This is a genomic window from Leptolyngbya sp. GGD (assembly GCF_026735145.1).
Taxonomy (GTDB): domain Bacteria; phylum Cyanobacteriota; class Cyanobacteriia; order Leptolyngbyales; family Leptolyngbyaceae; genus Leptolyngbya; species Leptolyngbya boryana.
Window position 1 is genome coordinate 429,801 of sequence record NZ_JAPQKE010000002.1, and the last position, 18,432, is coordinate 448,232.

The window sequence follows — 18,432 nt, forward strand, 5'->3', positions numbered from 1 at the left end:
GAAGAATTGCAACAATTCTTTACAGAATTTGCAGCAGTCCAAGTAGAATCGTCGTCATTGCGATCGCAACTGACCAGGTTTGATGCCCGCTTCGCAAGAGCGATCCACTATGCAGTGTTTCAACGTCAACCGAAGGCGTGGCATTCCGACGCAGCCAGCCCGTCACAACTACAGGTTGTCCGATTGGAAACCGATAGAAGAGATTGCCGATCGCGCCAAATTGCGAGCAGTAATTCAAGGGAATTAAACCGGATTCAGTTTGCAAAATTAGATCTTGTCCAAGTTGATTGCGAGTGCCAGTACGCCCGATTAATCTTCCTTCAAGACGAATTTTCGGGCTATCAATTGGAGTGAGCGTTGGCTGAGTCAGAAAGCGAATGAGATGAGTTTGTTCGGTCTGAGATTCAGGAAAAAATCGATTAAATCGCACTAGCATTCCTAGACCGAAGCCGATGAGTGAAAAGGCAGTAAATAAGCTATAGTCACTCGCAAGCCAATTGAGTTGATAAATGCCACGGCTATGGAGGAGATAAGCAATACTCCATAAGAGTAGTGCGATCGCATTGCCGAGCATCAGTCCTAACCAAGGTGCAAGCTCAACAAGATTTCGCTTGCGATTCTCGACGACAGAAGAATCAATTTCAAACTCGGGTGTGATGTGCCATTCCTGACAATAATTCATGAGTTGATTGAGGCGAATTCCCAAGAGCGAATGGGACTGATTCAGCATAAGTTCAATGCGATTTCGATTCGCTTGTTCCCATTGAAATAGGGTAGAGATCGGAAGATGCTTGAATAAGCTGGCGAGTGTAGTAGCGCTGCGATAGCTGATTGGACTAAGTAACTCAAAGCTTTCTAGCACAGCAGGAGTTTGCTTTTCGTGCTGAATTGTTTCGTCAGTCGCGATCGCAATTTTGACTAGGGCGCGAGCTAATGCATTTGGATTGCCCGTTAAATTGCAAGCTTGGCGATCGCTATAGACAATTCGTTGTCTAGATAGCCACAATCCTGAGTAACGAAAAAGCGAAAAGAATCCATATGAAAGTGCAGAAATGATCGAAGCTACCGCACTTAAAACTTGAAAAAATTTAGTTAAAAAAGCATTTTGAATCCGAATAGCTTTCAGTGAATCGCTCGCGATCGCGCACTGTTGATACAAAATGTAAGGAATTTGTAGCGCAACTGCAATCAGCGACATCCAGATAAAATCCCATTGAGCAATATGACTTAATTCATATCCATAAATTGCAGCAATTTCTTCTTCGGTTAAACTGTCGAATAATCCTTGACTCACGACAATTTGAGCGAATTTAGGAAAACAGCCATAAGTAAAAGAGATTGGCGCTTGAGTTGGCAAAATCCCGAGTTTTGGAATCGGAACTTTTTGCTGTTGAGAAAAGCGTTGAAGTAATCGGTAAGATTCCGCACTATAACGAGTCAGTGCAGCAGTAGACAGAGGCTTGAGTCCATAAAACTGCTTCAGAATCGCATCTAAAATCCACGGGGAGGCAATGAAGGCAATGACGAGACTCAAACCTAAGCCTAGTGCAGGAACTTCGCCCTCTGGAATGAGTGGACTCAGATTTAACCATCGCTGCACCCGAAACCAAAACCAAGACGCTGCGATCGCGGCTGACCAGATACCGTAGAGTGTGAGAAAAAGCATCACAACTGCGCCCATTTCTGCCCATTGCAGGCGAGCAGGATTCAGGCGGCGCAAGGGTTGCCAGCGTTGTGCGCGTCCGGCATTTTGCCAAACATGCTGAGTTTTTTCGGGTTGAGCCAGCGCGGCTTGAGACGATGCGCTGCTAGATTCCTGGGTTTCCTGAATCGGCTGAACTTGCTGAATCGGCTGAGCTTGCTGCACTCGTTTTCGCCGCGTTTTCTGTTTCGGCTCGATCGGAACAAATCCTGTTTCGACAGGCGTGAGTTTAGCGATCGTTTGAGTTGCCCAAGCCCGTGCTTGTTCGTTCTGGCTGTGCTGAAGTTCTTGACAGAGTGCGATCGCGCTTTCGGTCTGTCCACTCTGGATTTTGGCTCGAATGATGCCAATTCGCGCCTTTAACGCATCAGGTTGATCGAGATCCGATGCAGATGCCAGAAATTCTGAAAGTTGCGCGATCGCGCCTGGGTAATTTTCGCTCTGAAGCGCTGCCAATCCTGCTTCTAGCCCTTCTAAACGAGAAGCCGATTCCGGAAAAGAAGACATAGTAGGATTCCCTAAAATACAGCGTTCTTAGAGTACCCAGGTAAAAATTTAAATTTCGGCTCGTGGCTTAGTCAGATGAAGGGGTGGGGAGTGGGGAGTAGGGAACATTCCCCCCACTCCCCACTTCCTACTCCCTACTAAATCTCCACAGGTTGCTGCCCCGACACCACAGGCGCGATCGCACTCAATTTCAACTCCGGATGATCGCCTTGCAACTGCTGACAATTCCATTCATTGCGGAACAGCAACACAGGACGCTGCCAACTGTCTTTCACCGTGACCGTATTGAAAATTCGCCCGACTTTTTCGAGCGCTTCCCAGCCACCCTCTACCCAGCGAGCAACCGTGTAGGGCAAATATTCAACCGTTGTCTCCACGCCGTATTCATTCTGCAATCTGAATTGCACGACTTCCATTTGAAGTTGTCCGACAGCTGCGAGAATGGGATCTCGTTTTGCTTCATCGGCGGAATACATGATCTGAACGGCTCCTTCTTCCCGCAGTTCTGACACTCCTTTGCGGAATTGCTTGAACTTCGACGGGTTGGGATTTCTCAAATACGCAAATAATTCTGGCGAAAAGCAAGGAATCCCTTCGTATTCGAGCTTTTGACCGTTATAAATCGTGTCACCGATCGCGAAAACGCCGGGATTATTTAAACCAATCACATCACCTGGATATGCCTCTTCGATGACTTCTCGATCTTGAGCAAATAGCTTTTGAGGACGAGACAATCGCACGGTTTTTCCAGTTCGAGCATGGCTGACGACCATATCTTTTTCAAACTTGCCCGAACAGACTCGCACAAAGGCAACGCGATCTCGGTGTTTCGGATCCATATTCGCTTGCAGCTTGAAGACAAAACCCGAGAACTCCGGATAAGTGGGTTCAATTTCACCTTTTGTGCTCGTATGTCCACCGGGCTTCAAAGCGTAATCTAAGAACGAATTCAAGAATAGTTCAACCCCAAAATTCGTCATGGCACTTCCGAAAAAGAGCGGCGTCATTTGCCCTTTGTGAATTGCTTCTAGGTCAAATTCAGACCCAATTTCTTCGACTAATTCCAGTTCGTCTTTGAATTGGTAATACAGATCTTTCTCTAGCAGATCCTCAATATTCGGATCGCCCAAATCGATAACAGTATCGACCGCTTCACGGCTCCCATGTTTGCTGCGCTCGAATAAATGGATCTTGCGCGATCGTCGATCGAATACTCCTTTAAATTGATCGCCCATGCCGATTGGGTAATTCACAGCATAGGTTTGCATCCCCAGTTCTTGCTCGATTTCGTCCATCAGTTCAATCGGACTCCGACCCGGACGATCGAGCTTATTGACAAAGGTAAAGATCGGCAGCGATCGCATTCGACAAACTTCAAACAACTTGCGCGTCTGCGGTTCTAGACCTTTAGCTGCGTCGATCAACATCACGGCATTATCTGCCGCCGCTAAAGTACGGTAAGTATCTTCACTAAAATCTTGGTGTCCTGGCGTATCGAGCAGATTAATTTGACACTGCTGATATTCAAATTGCAGCACAGTTGAGGTGATCGAAATACCCCGTTGTTGCTCCATCGCCATCCAGTCTGAAGTCGCATGACGTTGGGCACGACGAGCCTTCACCGCACCCGCTTCATGAATCGCACCTCCATACAGCAACAGCTTTTCGGTCAGCGTCGTTTTCCCAGCGTCGGGGTGAGAAATAATCGCAAAATTTCGTCGCCGTTCTACGGCTTCCTGCAATTCGGACTGAAGTTCGATCGACATGCTAGTGGCTCAGAGTTAGAGTGCGGGCAATCCCAATTCATAACGATATCTTAAAGCTAACAACAAATTCGGTGGGATTGTCGCTAGATTCAAAAGCATCGAGTTTGATTCTCCTCATGCAATCCATCGGACAACAAAAACTTCTCTCCGCACTGTGTCACGGATCAATTTTCTTTAGTGCCACCCTCGTTTCCATCGGGATTCCTATCGCGATTTTGCTCATTACGGACGACTGGGTAATTAAGGATAATGCCCGTGAAGCACTGAATTTTCATATCAATTTATACGCATATGGGATTTTAGCAGGGGTGCTCGCTGCCACCGTTATTGGTATCCCGATTGCGATGGTCATCGGCATTGGACTTTTGATCTGTAGCTGGCTGTTTCCGATTTTGGCGATCGTCAAGGTGATTGAGCGACCTGAACAACCGTATAGATATCCATTTATCTTAAGACTGCTGTAACTTTACGTACGCTTTGCATTTACTTTGTGAAAGCTTGATGAAACCGACCGTTTAATCTCGGAGCTTTCCCCATAAAATAGTCGCCAGGGTTCAGGAAATCTACCACTCAGGATTGAGCTTGTCAGAGACGAGTAAATTTTAAGCGCGATCGCACGTAGAGGCGATCTTGCTCAAAGCCTATTTGAGGGTTGAGAAATACGGTGGCTAAAGTGTTCGAGCGGTTCGTCTACCCTGGTTGGGGCAAAATTTCGTGTGGAAACTCTCAGCAGCGGGAGGGACAACAATGAGTCTCAACCATTCTTTGAGTGCAGAGGCAATGATCCTCGGTTCAGATTCTATTCTAGAAAGGATATTATCGAGCCGAGCGACTCGATCCATCTACGCGAGAGCTAGCAGTTTTAGTACCACAGTGACAACTAATCTGATGGCGCGCAATGTGACAACAGGCGCAAATCAGATTTGGTCGATCGCAAGTTCAAGCCCAGTCGTGCGGAATGATTTACCGACTGAAGCCGATGCGAATTGGCAAGTTGCAGGGATCGCAGACTTCAATCGAGATGGGCAACAAGATCTCCTGTGGCGGAATTTTCGCACGGGAGCAATGCGAATCTGGCAGTTGGAGAATGGCACTGCTCAGACGATCGCACTAGATCCCGTCATTGACCTCAATTCGCGTGTTGCAGGATTAGCTGACTTTAATAATGACGGCTCCGTTGATATTCTCTGGCAGAATACTGAGAGTGGAGAAACTTCACTTTGGCTGTTGAATAATACAGCGATCGCACAGAAAACAGGGATCGCTTCAACGGGACCAGGGGGTTGGCGAATTCAGGGCATTACTGATCTGAATCTCGATCGCTCTCCGGATCTAATTTGGTATGACCTCAATACCGGACAAACCGCAGTCTGGACCCTCAACAATGGGGTTTTCGCCCAGGGATTGTATCTTGATCCTGCGCCTAGCTTGGATTGGAAAATTGCGGGCATTGGAGATTTTAACGGCGATCGCTTTTCGGATTTGGTCTGGCGGAATGAGACAACTGGGGAGACGCAGTTTTGGCTCTACAACGGCATACAGCGCGTTCAAACCACAGCAGGACGATCGCTCAGTTCTGATTGGCAATCGCTGAGTAGAACGGATCTCAATGGGGATGGAACAACCGATTTACTCTGGCGCAATTCATCAACTGGAGAATTATTAGGTTGGTTTGTCAGAAATGGCAGTGTAGCCGATGCCACAACCGTCTTCACAGAACCGAATCTAGATTGGCAACCGACCTCGACTCTCGAGCGCTCTGCTTCGCTCTTGATCACGCCGACAACTTCAACGTCACGCACAGGCACACTGACCAGTGGCGGAACAATTGCGACCGCCGAGAATCAAGCTCCAATCTTTTCGCGCAGCGATCGCGTCGATGCTGGCAACACGAGCGATTTTTACCGCTTCACGATTGGTCAATCTGGAATCTTCACCGCGAGTTTGACGGGACTCACGGGCGATTCAGATATCCGGTTGATTCAGGATGTAAATAGCAATGGCGTGATCGATAGCGGCGAAATTCTCGCTTGGCAATGGGAACGCGGCACAGCGGCAGAATCGATTCGTCGATTTATCAATCCTGGGACTTACCTTGTAGAAGTTCTAAGCTACCGAAATCAAGCAGCGAACTACACCGTTTCGAGTAATTTTACGGCTGCTGCTAGTGATGATCAGCAGTTTCGGATTGCGCTGACGTTCGCCGATTCTCTAGCTGGATTAAATTCCGCTGCACGTGATGCAATTAATCAAGCAGCAAGGTTCTGGGAAGGAGTGATTCTCAATCGCACAGGCATCACACGATCGAATACGTTAGACATTGCATTAACGGGTGAAAATCTTGTTGCCCAAGATGGCACTGCTGATACTGGCACATTGGCATTATCCGGACCAACGCTCACGCTAGACTCAGCAAATAATCTCGTGATTACCCGCGGCGCGAGTACGCTCAATACTCGGAAGATTGCTGAATTCAATGCAAATCCGATTTATTTACGCGACATCATGATTCATGAGTTGGCTCACGTCTTCGGATTTGGGACAATTTGGGAGCCGCTTGAATTTGCCTACTCAGACGGAACGCGGGTTAGAGCAGGTCAGACTTGGATCGATCGCACCAGTGCCACGTATCGCGCCAACAGTTATGCAGGAGCAGCCTATGGCGATTTGTTAGGCACGGGCACTGCAACTGCGGTTCCGATCGAGCCACAGGTCTTTTTCCACTGGGATGAGCGGCGGTTTGATATCGAGTTGATGACTCCGTTTGCGGAATCTCCGGGAGTCGCAATGCCAATGAGCAGCCTAACTTTGGGAGCGTTACGCGATTTGGGATGGAGCGTGAATTTTGGCGCAATTCAACCTTATGCGCTGCCCAATCTTGCCAGTGTAACGGCGAGCACGTCGCCGAATCCGGGTGGAGCAGCTCTGTTGAGCTACAAATGCGGCTGTAGAGGCTGTTTAGCAGCCGTACGGACAGAGATTCTTTCGCCTAGGTTGTCTGATCAGATTCAGGCAACGGCTTAAACCCCTGTTTAAAGCAAAATTGCCTTAAAACAAAACTGCCCCGAACTCAAATTGAGTTGCAGGGCATAGGGACAGTTAAACGCTAAGCCTATTATGGTCAGGAGTTAGCGAGATCTTCGGGAAACGAGGGACGGTTGTTGGAGTGTCCATTGAAGCGATCGTGATCGCTTCAATGGACACACACTTATAGATACCAGTGTGGGCTGGAGTCCTGAGATATACTTCTGCATCGTTGGTTTAATGTTTTTAGATCACCCTTGATATCTTTAAGAGCAGCGATTCAGCTGCTTTTTTCTTGCTTTGAACTACAGGTTTGACAGTACACTAGACGCGATCGAGTTCTTTTTTCCGCGCTAGTCGTCTATGCAATTTCTCTCGCCCCTGTACGCCATTTTCTTGCTTTGTGTGATCGGAGTGTACTGGTCGGCACGTTCAACCTGGTTGAGATCTTGGTTAATCTTTCTCGCCAGTTTAGTGTTTTATGCGTCACTTCAAGCCCAGTATATTCCGCTGTTGCTGGTCGCGACAGTGATTAACTATTGGCTAGGACGGGCGATGGGAGTGCCGCCAGATTGGCGAATTGAAGATTGGCAGTTTGCTCAAGCTGACTGGAATCAGCGACGGTTGCGCGTGCTGTGCGCGGGGATTTTTCTCAATGTCCTGTTGCTCGTAGGATTTAAGTATGTGCCGTTTGTGTTTGGAACGATCGGAGAAATCTTAGATATTCCAACGATTCAACAAACTGCAAACTGGACAGATATTCACCTCATTGCACCTTTTGGGCTGAGCTTTTTCTGTTTTGAATGTATTGCGTATTTAGTCGATGTGTATCGGGGAGCGCCTGCGGCTCAAGGGTTTCTCGATTTTGCAGCCTATAAGCTGTTTTTTGCCAAGTTGATTTCTGGCCCGATTACGCGCTATCACCCGTTTGTCGGACAGATCCAGGCAGTTCAAGCGCCTCAAATGCCGCAGATTACAGAAGGACTTTGGCTAATTGCCTGTGGAGCGATTAAGAAAGGATTAGTGGCAGATCGCTTAAATGTCCTCGTCAATTTAAGTTTTGACAATATTCAACGCGCAGGAAGTGCAGATCTGTGGTTAGCAATTATTGCGTATGGGTTCCAGCTTTATCTCGATTTTAGTGGCTACGTGGATGTAGCACGCGGAAGTGCATTGCTCCTCGGGATCAAACTTCCAGAGAATTTTAATTTTCCTTATCTGACGACAAGCCTGGCTGATTTTTGGCGACGTTGGCACATGACCTTGGGCGATTGGTTGCGCAATTACCTTTATTTTCCTTTGGGTGGATCGCGGCGCGGATTGTTTCGGACTTGTTTGAATTTGCTGATTGTGATGACGATCGCGGGAATTTGGCACGGAGCAGCGTGGGGATTTTTGGCGTGGGGTGTGATTCATGGAATTGGACTCGCCATCCACCGATTGAATGTCGCGATCGCAAAACAATTCACCTGGATTGCAGCAGCTTGGTCAAGTTTGCCTGGGATGTTAGTCGCTTGGGCTTTGACTCAATCGTTGGTCTTCATTTCGTGGATCTTTTTCCGCTTGCCGAATGTTGATTCTGCGTTGAAGGTGGTAGAGCGACTTTGGGGCTATTCGGCGGATGTGCAATATGCTCAAAAAGTTTATATAGAAGCAGTTGGGTTGAATCCGCCTCAGATTGTCATGGTCTTGAGCGCGATCGCGTTGATCATGGTCTTCGCTTATCTGTTACAGCGCAGCTTGAAGTTGAATTTAACTTGGCATTTGAAGCTTTTGCTAGTTCCCCTGTGTTGGTACGTGGTATGGCAACTTGCTCCAGAAGCAGGTACGCAATACATTTACTTTGATTTCTAATTCATTCGGATTTAGGAGGATTTTCTTGCATGATGGAGAGTGGAGTAACTGAAGTTTCTGCTATGAAAACTGAAGAAACAGCTAGCCCGGCAGAGGTAACAGAGATTCGGGCTTGGGGAACGGTGACGGTTTTAGAAGAATCGAAGCGATATCGAATTAATCGAATTGAGATTAAGCCGGGAGCACATATTAGTACTCAGATGCATTACCATCGCAGTGAACATTGGATTGTCGTGTCTGGGACAGCCCGAGTGATCTGTGGTGGAGAAGAGAAGGTATTAATGCAGAAACAATCCACTTATGTCCCAATGGCAACGCCACATCGGGTGGATAATCCGGGAGTGATTCCGCTCGTGATGATCGAGGTGCAGAATGGGGAGTATTTGGGTGAGGACGATATTGTTCGGTTTGAGAAAGATCCGAATTCTTGAGGGGATGGGGAATGGGGAAAACCTAGCTCAGAGCGTTCCCTACTCCCCACTCTTTTCCACGCATTCACAACTCAAACAGAATCGCTATAGCTCTTGTCCTCCAGCTTGAACTGTATCCACTTCTTTAACTTTCAGATTCAGCGGTACTTTCAAACTCGATCGCTGTTTTAAACTGGTCTGATAGCGACCGAGGGCTGTTAAGGGGAAGTGCTGCTGATAGAGATGATATTTCAGGTAGAAATGACCCGGAAATCCAGTGCCTGTGAACCAATCTTCATTCCAGGCTCCATCTTGCTGAGTGCTAATTAGATAAGCGACTCCCTTATCGATCGCTTCCCATTCATAGTCGCCTGTTCCATCGCCTGCTGCAAGTAATCCAATTAATGCCCAAGCGGTTTGAGAGGCAGTACTCGCTCCTTGTCCTTTTAGCGCTGGATTCTTATAACTTTCGCAAGTTTCGCCCCAACCTCCATCGGGATTCTGAACACTCACAATCCAATTAGCACCGCGCTGAATACTTCGCCGATGCGTATTCGAAGCAACTTTTGCGAGGGCAGCTAAAACACCACTGGTTCCATAGAGATAGTTCACGCCCCAACGTCCAAACCACGAGCCATCTTTTTCTTGTTCGAGGGTGAGATAGCGAAGGGCACGATCGAGCTTTTCTGGAGTAATGGCAACTCCTAACTCTGGCTCAATCTGCCCCAACATTTCCAGCACTCTCGCAGTCACATCAGCAGTGTTCGGATCAATCATTGCTCTGAGATCGCCATAAGGAACCTCATTGATCCAGTCTTGATCGTTATCGAGATCAAAAGCCGCCCAGCCCCCCGGTTTACACTGCATTGTGCTGATCCACTCGACGCAACGAGCGATCGCTTGTCGCTTTAAACCTTGATTCGGCATGTGGATCAAGTCGAGTGCCATCACCACAACAGCCGAATCGTCTACGTCTGGGTAGAATCGATTCTCAAATTCAAACGCCCAGGCTCCGGGCTTGCCTTGAGTGTTTTTAACTGCCCAATCTCCGTAACTGAGAATTTGTTTTTCGAGCAACCATTCTCCTGCTTTGACCAGTGTTGGATCATCTGGAGCTACCCCAGATTCGATCAGCGATCGTACAACTAATCCAGTGTCCCAAACTGGAGAAACACAAGGCTGAATTCGATAGCTATTCTCTTCTTCGATCGCAAAATGATCGATCGCATTCATGCCTCTGACCACGTAGGGATCATTGACGTCATATCCTAAGCACCGTAATGCAATCAGAGAATTGAGCATCGCGGGAATAATTCCGCCCCAGTCTCCGGTTGCTTCTTGCCGTTCAAGTACCCATTTTTCGGCAGCTTTAATTCCTTCTTCTCGAAGCGGGACAAGATTCCAATCTTCTGCAAATTTGAAAGCTCGATCGAGATCAAGAAATAAATCTGTCCAGTCTGATTTTCTGGGCAGCTCATATTTGACGTTATGCACGCCTTCAACGTAAAGCTCCTCGAGGGTGATGGTTGGATTTGTGATGAATACAGGCTTACGATCAAACGCGATCAATAGGGGTACAGTACTGCCCCGCGCCCAGCTAGACATCTCGTAGATACTGAACGTATGCCCCGAAAATAGCGGCTCCGACCCAAACGGATTTGGAACCTCAATTTTCAGTGACGGCAGCAGCATAATCCAAGGTGGAATGGAGGGAATGCCTCGCCAGTCGTAGCATCCAATCAACGCTAAATGGAATTTCGTGAAAATGCGAGTTTTGCTAATTCCGCCGCGTGCCAGGATAAATTCTTTTGCCTTGATCAAAGCGGAATCAGTTGCCGGAACTTCTAATAACCGGAGTGCCATGTATGTCTCAACGGTGGTACTGAGATCGCCGCCGTCGCCGTAATACAGTTCCCAGCCTCCATGTTCTCGTTGTTGCGATCGCAAGTATTGCTCAGCTTTCTGCAACGGTCGCTCTTGATCAGTGCCCCAAATCTTATGCAGCAGAATCGTTTCTGCGGTGATGGTCACATTCGATTCGAGTTCTGCCCACCAATAGCCTTCTGGTTTTTGTAACGACAGTAGATATTGCTGACTGGCTTCGATCGCATTTTCTAGCGCTGACATCTTAGATACTCCTCACACCAACCCAAACCTTATCATCTGCATCGGCTTCTCTGCCAGACTGTGCTGATTGCACTGATCTTGTTTTTTGTTCTAGAGTAAATCCTCTTGAATTTCCACTTTACCTTGACGATGTATTGGGAATTTAAGGTAACGTTTTCATCGACGCGAAGAAATGCCATTTCCAGCGCTCCGCTAAAATTCGTGCCTTCATGGTGAGCTTGACATGTCTGATATCGTTCTTGGGATTTCGATCGTGAGTTTCTTGATTTGGGTCTATTTGCTAGCGTTCAGAGGTCAGTTTTGGCGGATGGATCAGCGGTTGCCAACAGGTGAAATTCAGAGTGCGTCGGTTTGTGTGGTGATTCCAGCGCGCAATGAGGCGGATATGCTGCCGCTGACGTTACGATCGCTCTTGACACAAGATTTTTCAGGCTCTCTCACGATTTTTCTCGTCGATGATCACAGCACGGATGGCACAGCACAAATTGCGCGATCAACGGCTGAAGAATGCAATCAATCTGCTCGGTTGCAGATCATTCCAGCTCAGCCTTTGCCGAGTGGCTGGACAGGGAAGCTTTGGGCGGTGCAGCAGGGAATTGAACGAGCAATAGAGCTAAAGCCGGACTACATTTTGCTGACGGACGCAGATATTCAACATGATTCAGGGAATGTGCGGGATTTAGTGAGTTGGGCGATGGCAGACGATCGAGAGTTAGTTTCGCTAATGGTGCGCTTACGCTGTGTGAGCATTTGGGAGAAGCTATTAATTCCAGCATTTGTGTTCTTTTTTGCCAAGTTATATCCGTTTCGCTGGGCGAATGATCCGACTCGAACGCTAGCGGCAGCGGCAGGAGGCTGTAGTTTGATTCGACGCGAGGCGTTGGAGCGAATTGGTGGAATGTATGCAATTCGGCAGGCGTTAATTGATGATTGCGCTTTGGCAGATGCGATTAAGGCAAGTGGAACGAGGCGGATTTGGCTCGGACTCACGCGATCGACAATTAGCCTTCGTCCTTACGATTCGCTCGATACGATTTGGAAAATGGTCGCTCGAACGGCTTATACCCAATTGAACTATTCGCCAATCTTGCTGGTTGGATCGGTGCTGGGAATGGGTTTGGTTTACCTTGCTCCGATTCTTGTGCTGAATTGGATCGGGCTACTGACCTATGTGTTGATGTCGATCGCTTATTTTCCGATCGTGCGATTTTATCGCTGTCCTGCTTGGTCTGCCTTTTGTTTACCCGCGATCGCGTTTCTGTATACCTTAATGACGATCGACTCTGCACTTCAACATTGGCAAGGCAAAGGAGGAGCCTGGAAGGGACGCACCTATGGGACATAAAATCCTGCAAGCCTAACCAATTCCGAAAGAATGTATTTCCGATTTTGAGCAAGTGCCAGGGCTGAGACTGGGGCGGTTTAGCGAGGCAGGAGCAATCCAATTGAGATCGCAACAATTGCCCCAATCAACGTATTCAAAATATTCACGACATCATGCGTTAGAAATGGGACTTTATCCTCGATCGTCGCTCCGATCAAACTTTCAATCGTCGTGGCTACAAAAGCCGCGATCGCACAAATTCCAATGCCAATCGGACTGATCAATCCTAGCGACCAGCCGACGATCGCGATCGCAACCGATCCCACAACTCCTGCGATCGTGCCTTCCAAACTCACCGCGCCTTCTGTTCCACGGGGGACGGGTTTTAATGTCGTAATTAAGAAAGTTCTCTGCCCGTAAGCCTTACCAATCTCAGTTCCACAAGTATCAGAAAGCTTGGTGCAAAAACTCGCGACATATCCCAATGCCAAGAGTGGAATGAAATCGATCGCGAACTGCGTCACATTTAAACCCAACACCAATAAGGCACAAATCGCCCCGACTAGCGCCGATCCCCAAACATTTCCTGCCCCTCTTGCACCCGATCGCGCTTCTGCAATCCCCAACGCTTCTTTCTGCGCCTTGCCAACGAATGTTACGCCTGAACCAACTAGAAAATAAAAGACGACCAGCAAGTAACCTCGCCAACCCAAACATCCCCAAACAATCACCCCTAAAATCCAAGCGTTGACAATGCCGCCCGGAGTGAGAAGCTTCTTAGGCGCGATCGCTAGCAGTCCTAACAAAACCGCATTCAGCACGATCGCGATCAGCCAATCTGTCATCGAAGGAATTGCTGGAGGCATACGCACAGAAAAAAATTCGCCATAATTGATTCTGACATCAACGAGCGGCGAAATCATGAATTCAGTGCTATTTCATCTCGCCTTTCCAGTGCGGGATATTCCCACGACAAAGGCTTACTATGTGGACGGTTTAGGCTGCGGTTTAGGGCGAGAAAATGATCAAGCTGCAATTTTGAACTTATACGATCATCAATTGGTTGCCCATGTAACGCAGGATGAAATAACTCCACAAAAAGGGATCTATCCGCGTCACTTTGGGCTGATTTTTACCAACAAGTCCGATTGGCAAGCGTTGCTCGATCGCGCTCAGCAAAAACAACTCTCGTTCTATCAACAACCGAAACACCGCTTTGTGGGTATGCCGCTTGAACATTCCACCTTTTTTCTGAGTGACCCCTTTGGCAATTTGATGGAGTACAAACACTACACCGATCCGACTGCCATTTTCGGCGGCGATCTTAATCAGATTGGCGATCGCTGATTGCTTGAGGCAGGGCTTTCATCTGCGATCGACGTTTGAGCCAGAACAGTCCCGGCAAAATGACTAAAGCTGCAAACATAGGAGGTTCTGGGACTGTGGCTGTGGCATCGGTTCGAGTGATGCCGCGTACCGTCAACTGGGTTTCAGGCTCAAAGTGCCGCTGATAAAACCCGGCGATTTCGACCCCGAATCCACTGTCGAAGATAGAGTCAATGTGGATGAAGTCGCTACTGCGAACCAGATTAAAGGGATTGTTTGCGGATAAGCTTGCTTCAAATGAATCAATCAAATTCTCACCATTGAAGATGCCGAACGCGACAAGACTATTTGCGCTGGCGTACTCTCCTGGTTCAGTGGCAAATGCGATCGCAGCAAGTGCAGCCTCAAAATCGAACTGAAAACAGCCACATTGCGTATCAAAGTTAATTTCAGTAAAGGATGAGCTTTCAGCAGTTGCAAAATAGTTTGATCCCATCCCTGTGGCGAATGCTTCTGAGAATTGATCTAATTCGTCTACGGTTGTGAGTGCATCTGCGGGAGCCTCAGCGAACGCGCCAGAGCCAGGAGATGAAATTGTCTTGGTGGAAGTTGTGATACCTGAGTTGAGGTTATTTCCCTGCCAGGTAAAGTTGTTCAGGAGTAAACTGCTGCTGGATGCTGCAAGACTTGCCGCTTGGCTTGGTGCAATAGCGATCGTGGAACTTATCACGATCGGGGCTGTCAACATCAAGCCCTGCATAACGGTTTGGATAGTGAATTTCATTGAGCAACGCTCCTAATCATGGATCAAGTTTGAGAAGCACTCTTCTGCAGCAAGGGAGGGTAGGAGGTCAATACTGAGGGGAAATTACGGTCGTGTAATGTCTGAAAAAATAAATATTACGTGCAACTCTACTGAGTTTCTTAAGTAACATCAGGTACTTTGAAATCTGCTCTACAGTAATTTCATAAAGTTGAAGTGTAAATTAACACAATTCAAATATAAGAGTTGTGAGTAATCCGTAACGCTACTGAGAAATCTTCAAGGGTTTGAGCATCGATTTGGAGAAGGTGCTGGCTGAGAATAAGAGCGTCTTCACTGGAATGATTTCAACATGAAAAATGGGAGGCATAGATATGCCTCCCACTGCATCTGAAAATGAGGAAGTTCTAAGAATTTGCGATCGCAGCAAACAATTCGTCGTAATCTTTGGCAAATCCGAGGCGCACATCTGCAAATTCTCCTGAACTCACAGCTTGGCGCAGCACAGACATCACTGCCGTCGCATGACTTTGTGCAACATCCGCATCTACGCCTTCGCGCTCTGCAATTCGGCGATAGAATTCATCAACTTTGAAATGCTCTCCCATTTGTCCTTCACGCCCGCGCAGACAGTCTCCCAATTCTTTGGGAAGCTGTGCCGCAAGATGGCTAGCTTCATCTCCGAGTAATCTTTCTCGCATTGTTTCTAATGTTGCTTTCGTGGCTTGAATTGCACCTTCTCGAGATTCAAATGATGCCGACTCTTTTACTGCTCGAATGAACTGATCGTAATTCATCAATTAGTCTCCAATTAGTAACGAAACACTGCCGCGATCGGGGCAGGGGCGGGCATCACATCTGGCTCAACTGCGTAGACAATTCCTCCATTGATCAAAGTCTGAATTGCCGCGGCATCTAGCAAATCCTCGTCTCCCACTTCGGCATCGGTATGGATTTGAATCTCATTGGCATTCGGATCAAATCTGCCCCACTTCTGTATGCCTACTGCGACAAACAATCGATCGACTCGCCCATAGTAAGCTGCCGGAACAGTCTCTTCGAGCTTGGTCGAGATCAATTCTGTGTTTGATAAGTCGTGATAATCATGCGCTGCTTGTTCTTGTGCCTGCAAGAAGTAAGGCTCAACAATCGACCAAACTTGCTGATGCAACTCGGCGATTGCAGTGTCTTTGACATTTCCGGTAATGCCTTCTTCGATCAGATGGGGATAAGTATTTGCTTCCCGGTAAATCGGCATTAAATACTCCACACAAGCAAGCACTAAAGGCGATCGCTTGCCATTGAGAAAATCGTGCAAAGCACTATCGATCGCGTGAAAAAACTGACCATAGTCTTTTTTCACATCATCTTGCTCAGGCGCACCTTGCCCATGAAACACACCTGTTCCGGCTGATGAATTATTGTAATTCGCGGCTCCACTCGTCGTGCCAATGCGGAATTGTCCTCGCGGTTCATTGTCGTCATACTGCAAGACTTCATCCATCGACTGCGGCAAGTTGGGAACATTGATTTCCCGGAGATGGTAGCGATCGCCTTCAAACAATTTCACTTGCTTCTGGCTGAGTTCGAGCACATAAAATGTCCCGTCTCCCGTAAGCAGCGGCAAAAGCGGCTTGAGATGAAATTGATCCGTGACCACAACTAGCTCAGACAAATCGAGGGGCACTTTGTAGTAACGAAAAAAATCATCCGTGATGAACAGTGCAAGACCCGAATCTTGTTGCTGCCAAAAATCGTCTTCCGACTCAATCAGGTCAGTCACGGGGCGCAAAAAATCATTGGCTTCGTCCTCAGAGAGTCCGTTGTCCTGTAATTTTTGCAGCGCTTCTCGAAAAAGGTTCTTAAATCGAATTTCATTTTGTCGAGTCTCAGTTCCAGCGACAACGGTTGGCAGGTAAATCGAAACGCACCAACTCTTTGATCGCTCAACTAATCCTTTCACTTCCTCGATGGTTAAAACACTCACGACAATCTCCTATGATTTTTCTTGATTCTCTTGAGGTGCTTTCTCTGTAGGTCTTTCTAAAGCTGCTTCATTCACCGGAGTTATTTCTTGATCATCCCGGCTGTAATCTGGTTCAGTCGGTGTATCTCCAGGATTAGTATCAATCAGCCCGTTTTGATTCGTGTTGGTTTTCGTTGGGCTACTTCTATGGCTATATGAATCAGGCATAGCTATGTTCCTCATCGGTTCTTCTTTCCATTCAACTAATGTTTGAAGGGGCGAAATCTGTCGGAGGAAAGGTTAGCCGTTGTTAAGATGCACCTTGAGATTTTCGTAGAGCACTCACTTCAATAGAGGAAACTTTGGCGGTCGCGTTCCACAGTAAAGGAACTGTTCTGTAGAAGACACAGATTCTATGTTTTGCCAAACCACTGAACGCCAATTTACCCTAGAGGACTTTCAGCCATTTCTGGATCAGTTCAAAATTGACTTGTGGGAGTTTGGAATTCTGGCTTGGCTGCTGGCGATCGTTGATCGTACCTTTGCCCTCTTTTCGGGTGGATTTCCCTCTGCTGTCGAACTGATTCAACTCTTTGTCACAACCTTAATGGCAATGGGGTGGGCATTGCTGAGTCCTCGATCCGAGGAATTGGCGCTTCGACTGACCGAATTCTTTCAGCCCGTTTTTTCTGATCTACACTCGGTCAAATCTGTACCCTCGATCGCGCAATTGCAGAAACTGGGCTATCAGCAAACATTCTTCTGGCACAACTGGAAAATCAATCATTCCGTGATTCCCAATCCTAGAAGTCAAGTGCCTGTGATCTTTGTGCATGGCTTTGGTGGCTCGATCGGGCATTGGCGGCAGAATATGTCTGTGCTGGCAAAACATCATAGTGTTTATGCGATCGACTTATTAGGCTTTGGCGCGTCTGACAAGCCTGATATTGATTACTCGATCGAGCTTTGGGTCGAACAGCTTCATGATTTTTGGCGGACTTGCGTTGATAAGCCGGTCGTCTTAGTCGGAAATTCGATCGGGTCGCTCATCTGCTCTGTCACAGCTAGAAAATATCCTGAAATGGTGCGCGGCATTGCGATGATTAGCTTGCCTGATCCCGCAAGTCAGCACGAGATTATTCCTGCGATCATGCGTCCATTGGTCAGACTCATTCAAGCGATTTTTGCTTCTTCTTGGGTCTTATATCCTTTGTTTTACTTACTCAGACACCCGAAGATTATTCGCCGTTGGGTGATGTTAGCATACGCGGGTCGAGAAGCAGTCACCGATGAATTGCTAGAAATTCTATCCAAGCCTGCTCATGAGCGCGATTCTGCGCGGGCATTTTGTGCCATTCTCAAAGCCATGACTCATCCAAAATTTAGTCCGAATCTGCAATCGATTCTCAGCAATATTCGCGCACCGTTACTGCTCCTATGGGGCAAACAAGACCGGATGATTCCGATCAAATCAGCGCAGCAATTTCTTACCTACAATCCGCACCTGCAACTCATCGAATTAGAAGATGCCGGACACTGCGCCCATGATGAATGCCCAGAGCGAGTTAACGCTGAATTGATGCAGTGGATTCAAGCACAAGTCCTCACCCCTGACCCGATCAAAAATTCTCGCCGTTCCCTGCAATAAGAGCGATAAAATCAA

The 18,432-nt window shown here is 47.6% G+C and carries 15 protein-coding genes; 7 read left to right on the top strand and 8 right to left on the bottom strand.

Features of this window, described 5'->3' with window-relative positions; genetic code table 11:
- Window positions 1-19 precede the first annotated feature (19 nt).
- Window positions 20-2,209, bottom strand: coding sequence for a zinc metalloprotease HtpX (locus OU814_RS11010; RefSeq protein WP_268182725.1), 2,190 nt, complete (start codon window positions 2,207-2,209; stop codon window positions 20-22).
- A gap of 137 nt (window positions 2,210-2,346) precedes the next feature.
- Window positions 2,347-3,975, bottom strand: a complete 1,629-nt coding sequence (prfC, locus tag OU814_RS11015; protein WP_017286007.1) for a peptide chain release factor 3 — start codon at window positions 3,973-3,975, stop codon at window positions 2,347-2,349.
- Between the two features lie 116 nt (window positions 3,976-4,091).
- On the opposite strand from prfC, the gene OU814_RS11020 reads away from it, so the two are divergent.
- The 4 genes from OU814_RS11020 (at window position 4,092) to OU814_RS11035 (ending at window position 9,284) form a co-directional block, all read left to right on the top strand.
- Window positions 4,092-4,439: a DUF4870 domain-containing protein gene (locus OU814_RS11020; RefSeq protein ID WP_190651443.1), complete on the top strand. Its 348-nt coding sequence runs from the start codon at window positions 4,092-4,094 to the stop codon at window positions 4,437-4,439.
- A 283-nt stretch (window positions 4,440-4,722) separates the two neighbouring features.
- A complete protein-coding gene (locus tag OU814_RS11025) occupies window positions 4,723-6,999 on the top strand; it encodes an FG-GAP repeat domain-containing protein (protein ID WP_268182733.1) in 2,277 nt (758 codons plus the stop codon).
- Window positions 7,000-7,362: 363 nt separating this feature from the next.
- Window positions 7,363-8,853, top strand: coding sequence for an MBOAT family O-acyltransferase (locus tag OU814_RS11030; RefSeq protein ID WP_190651439.1), 1,491 nt, complete (start codon window positions 7,363-7,365; stop codon window positions 8,851-8,853).
- 62 nt (window positions 8,854-8,915) lie between these two features.
- On the top strand, window positions 8,916-9,284 hold the full coding sequence (locus OU814_RS11035) for a phosphomannose isomerase type II C-terminal cupin domain (protein WP_036045191.1): 369 nt from the start codon (window positions 8,916-8,918) through the stop codon (window positions 9,282-9,284).
- 84 nt (window positions 9,285-9,368) lie between these two features.
- Here the strand turns inward: OU814_RS11035 and shc are convergent, their stop codons facing one another.
- Complete coding sequence (gene shc, locus OU814_RS11040; protein ID WP_268182737.1) at window positions 9,369-11,390, bottom strand: squalene--hopene cyclase; 2,022 nt, start codon at window positions 11,388-11,390, stop codon at window positions 9,369-9,371.
- Between the two features lie 223 nt (window positions 11,391-11,613).
- On the opposite strand from shc, the gene OU814_RS11045 reads away from it, so the two are divergent.
- A complete protein-coding gene (locus OU814_RS11045) occupies window positions 11,614-12,735 on the top strand; it encodes a glycosyltransferase (protein WP_268182740.1) in 1,122 nt (373 codons plus the stop codon).
- A gap of 77 nt (window positions 12,736-12,812) precedes the next feature.
- Here OU814_RS11045 and OU814_RS11050 read toward each other — a convergent pair whose 3' ends face one another.
- The gene (locus OU814_RS11050; protein WP_268182742.1) at window positions 12,813-13,580 is read right to left on the bottom strand and encodes a TIGR00297 family protein; all 768 of its coding nucleotides are present in this window, start codon (window positions 13,578-13,580) and stop codon (window positions 12,813-12,815) included.
- A 55-nt stretch (window positions 13,581-13,635) separates the two neighbouring features.
- Between OU814_RS11050 and OU814_RS11055 the strand changes: the two genes are divergently transcribed.
- On the top strand, window positions 13,636-14,061 hold the full coding sequence (locus OU814_RS11055) for a VOC family protein (RefSeq protein ID WP_268182744.1): 426 nt from the start codon (window positions 13,636-13,638) through the stop codon (window positions 14,059-14,061).
- Here OU814_RS11055 and OU814_RS11060 read toward each other — a convergent pair.
- The 4 genes from OU814_RS11060 to OU814_RS11075 form a co-directional block, all read right to left on the bottom strand.
- The gene (locus OU814_RS11060) at window positions 14,039-14,824 is read right to left on the bottom strand and encodes a hypothetical protein (RefSeq protein ID WP_144056128.1); all 786 of its coding nucleotides are present in this window, start codon (window positions 14,822-14,824) and stop codon (window positions 14,039-14,041) included. The two genes, OU814_RS11055 and OU814_RS11060, sit on opposite strands and share 23 nt — an antisense overlap.
- A gap of 386 nt (window positions 14,825-15,210) precedes the next feature.
- Window positions 15,211-15,600, bottom strand: a complete 390-nt coding sequence (locus tag OU814_RS11065) for a DUF2267 domain-containing protein (RefSeq protein ID WP_190651426.1) — start codon at window positions 15,598-15,600, stop codon at window positions 15,211-15,213.
- A gap of 14 nt (window positions 15,601-15,614) precedes the next feature.
- Window positions 15,615-16,790 (bottom strand): baeRF3 domain-containing protein, encoded by a 1,176-nt coding sequence (locus tag OU814_RS11070; RefSeq protein WP_268182749.1) that lies wholly within the window; start codon window positions 16,788-16,790, stop codon window positions 15,615-15,617.
- A 9-nt stretch (window positions 16,791-16,799) separates the two neighbouring features.
- On the bottom strand, window positions 16,800-16,997 hold the full coding sequence (locus OU814_RS11075; protein WP_017286019.1) for a hypothetical protein: 198 nt from the start codon (window positions 16,995-16,997) through the stop codon (window positions 16,800-16,802).
- A 187-nt stretch (window positions 16,998-17,184) separates the two neighbouring features.
- On the opposite strand from OU814_RS11075, the gene OU814_RS11080 reads away from it, so the two are divergent.
- Window positions 17,185-18,417, top strand: coding sequence for an alpha/beta fold hydrolase (locus tag OU814_RS11080; protein ID WP_268182752.1), 1,233 nt, complete (start codon window positions 17,185-17,187; stop codon window positions 18,415-18,417).
- The last annotated feature ends 15 nt before the right edge of the window (window positions 18,418-18,432 follow it).

Excerpts from the sequence above, each read along its gene's own strand:
- OU814_RS11045 (WP_268182740.1), top strand. The coding sequence starts at position 11,614 with ATGTCTGATATCGTTCTTGGGATTTCGATCGTGAGTTTCTTGATTTGG.
- OU814_RS11065 (WP_190651426.1), bottom strand. The coding sequence starts at position 15,600 with ATGAATTACGATCAGTTCATTCGAGCAGTAAAAGAGTCGGCATCATTT.
- OU814_RS11035 (WP_036045191.1), top strand. The coding sequence starts at position 8,916 with ATGAAAACTGAAGAAACAGCTAGCCCGGCAGAGGTAACAGAGATTCGG.
- OU814_RS11050 (WP_268182742.1), bottom strand. The coding sequence starts at position 13,580 with ATGCCTCCAGCAATTCCTTCGATGACAGATTGGCTGATCGCGATCGTG.
- OU814_RS11025 (WP_268182733.1), top strand. The coding sequence starts at position 4,723 with ATGAGTCTCAACCATTCTTTGAGTGCAGAGGCAATGATCCTCGGTTCA.
- OU814_RS11020 (WP_190651443.1), top strand. The coding sequence starts at position 4,092 with ATGCAATCCATCGGACAACAAAAACTTCTCTCCGCACTGTGTCACGGA.
- OU814_RS11060 (WP_144056128.1), bottom strand. The coding sequence starts at position 14,824 with ATGAAATTCACTATCCAAACCGTTATGCAGGGCTTGATGTTGACAGCC.
- OU814_RS11055 (WP_268182744.1), top strand. The coding sequence starts at position 13,636 with ATGAATTCAGTGCTATTTCATCTCGCCTTTCCAGTGCGGGATATTCCC.
- prfC (WP_017286007.1), bottom strand. The coding sequence starts at position 3,975 with ATGTCGATCGAACTTCAGTCCGAATTGCAGGAAGCCGTAGAACGGCGA.
- shc (WP_268182737.1), bottom strand. The coding sequence starts at position 11,390 with ATGTCAGCGCTAGAAAATGCGATCGAAGCCAGTCAGCAATATCTACTG.
- OU814_RS11075 (WP_017286019.1), bottom strand. The coding sequence starts at position 16,997 with ATGCCTGATTCATATAGCCATAGAAGTAGCCCAACGAAAACCAACACG.
- OU814_RS11030 (WP_190651439.1), top strand. The coding sequence starts at position 7,363 with ATGCAATTTCTCTCGCCCCTGTACGCCATTTTCTTGCTTTGTGTGATC.
- OU814_RS11010 (WP_268182725.1), bottom strand. The coding sequence starts at position 2,209 with ATGTCTTCTTTTCCGGAATCGGCTTCTCGTTTAGAAGGGCTAGAAGCA.
- OU814_RS11080 (WP_268182752.1), top strand. The coding sequence starts at position 17,185 with ATGTTTTGCCAAACCACTGAACGCCAATTTACCCTAGAGGACTTTCAG.